The 1,395-nt window shown below is 46.3% G+C and carries 1 protein-coding gene; it reads right to left on the bottom strand.

Annotated features, from left to right (window positions below):
- Positions 1-129: 129 nt before the first annotated feature.
- Positions 130-1,086 carry a VWA domain-containing protein gene (locus KDK17_RS00820; RefSeq protein WP_257254790.1) on the bottom strand — a complete coding sequence of 319 codons (957 nt, stop codon included), beginning with the start codon at positions 1,084-1,086 and terminating at the stop codon, positions 130-132.
- Positions 1,087-1,395: the final 309 nt, after the last annotated feature.

Genomic DNA, 1,395 nt, shown 5'->3' on the forward strand with positions numbered 1-1,395 from the left:
TGGCTATGATGCTGGGCATTATTACTAGAAGATTTGAGCATGTATCCATTCATTCATTCGACTCCTGGCCAATCTCCGCAGGGCCAACAAAGCCCCCAAAATTTCTGTTAATGCTGTCAGTGAGAACCGCTAAGGAGCAGCATCAGAGCTTGTAGGTTTATTCGATTCTTCAGCAGCTTGTTGTTCAGCTCTCAAAGCTTCTTCCATAGACAAAAGAAGAGCAAGTTCCAAATCATCTTCAGGAGCAGCATCTTGATTATTAGTAATAGGAATATCAGCTTGTTGTGTAGTCGTAGTAGTTTGTTGATTGTTATTGTCACTATTGGCAGCGGCAGCAGCTTGACGTCTTTGTTCTTCTTCTAATGATGCAAGAATAGCCATAGCTAATTGAGGATCGTCAGCTTCGGTGCCGAAGTTGAAGGCACCACCAGTGGCACTGACGCCTGTATGAACACCAAAGCTACCAGAACCAGGTCCATCTCCCATCAAGGCAGTAGAGAACAATAAATCAATAACGCTACCGTGTTCAGGGACGACATAAAAGTAGGCGTTCTTTCGGACTTGTTCGGTGAATTCCTTCAAGATTGATGTGTTAGAGGGGCATCCAAGACTAATGATACTAACACCGACATTATGCTTGCGGAGGGCGGTGGCGAGTTGACGAAGCTTGTCAGGGCTGTCGGTGACAGGGGAGCCTACAAAGATGACGACTTGCTTTTGGGAGCGGTTGTTCTTGGCGTGGGAGAGAGCGAGCATGGCGATTCGGACACCATTAGCAAAGTGGGATTCGCCACCGACGGCAATCGAGGCGAGGCTAGCAGAGATGCGGTCGATGTCTTCAGTGAGGGTTTCACGGACGGAGCAGGCATTGCCGCCGAAGGTGAGCAAACCAATGACGTTTTCGGGGTTGCGTTGGATGAGGGCTTCGCAAAGGAGGGAGCAGGCTTCCTGGACAGCCATGATACGGTTGGGACTATAGTCGCCGTTGCGCATGTAATCAGAGGAGTCAATGCAGAGGAAAGTTGTTAATGCCAATACAGGCCTGGTAATAAACCAGCATACAATAATAAATAATGATTTTTTCATAGCTTACTCCGGAAGGAAGTCTTGTTTTCTGAGCCTCTCCCTCACTTATTTTTGAATTTCTCACCGTTCCAGCAGGTTTTATCAATGGTTACATTGTCTGTGGAGGGGCGCTGTCATCACGTACTTTCATCACTTGCATGAGCTTGTTTTTAGCCATGAAACACCTCTTACAGGCTGAAAGTCGCCGTGGCTAGTTTAGACAAAAAACGGCTGATCCATTCATTAATATGCATGAATCACTCAGTGTTAAACGATTGTTTCTTTATGCTGTTTGAATGGCTATGATGCTGGGCATTATTACTAGAAGAT

Source organism: Endozoicomonas sp. SESOKO2 (assembly GCF_024606245.1).
In the GTDB taxonomy this organism is placed as follows: Bacteria; Pseudomonadota; Gammaproteobacteria; order Pseudomonadales; family Endozoicomonadaceae; genus Endozoicomonas_A.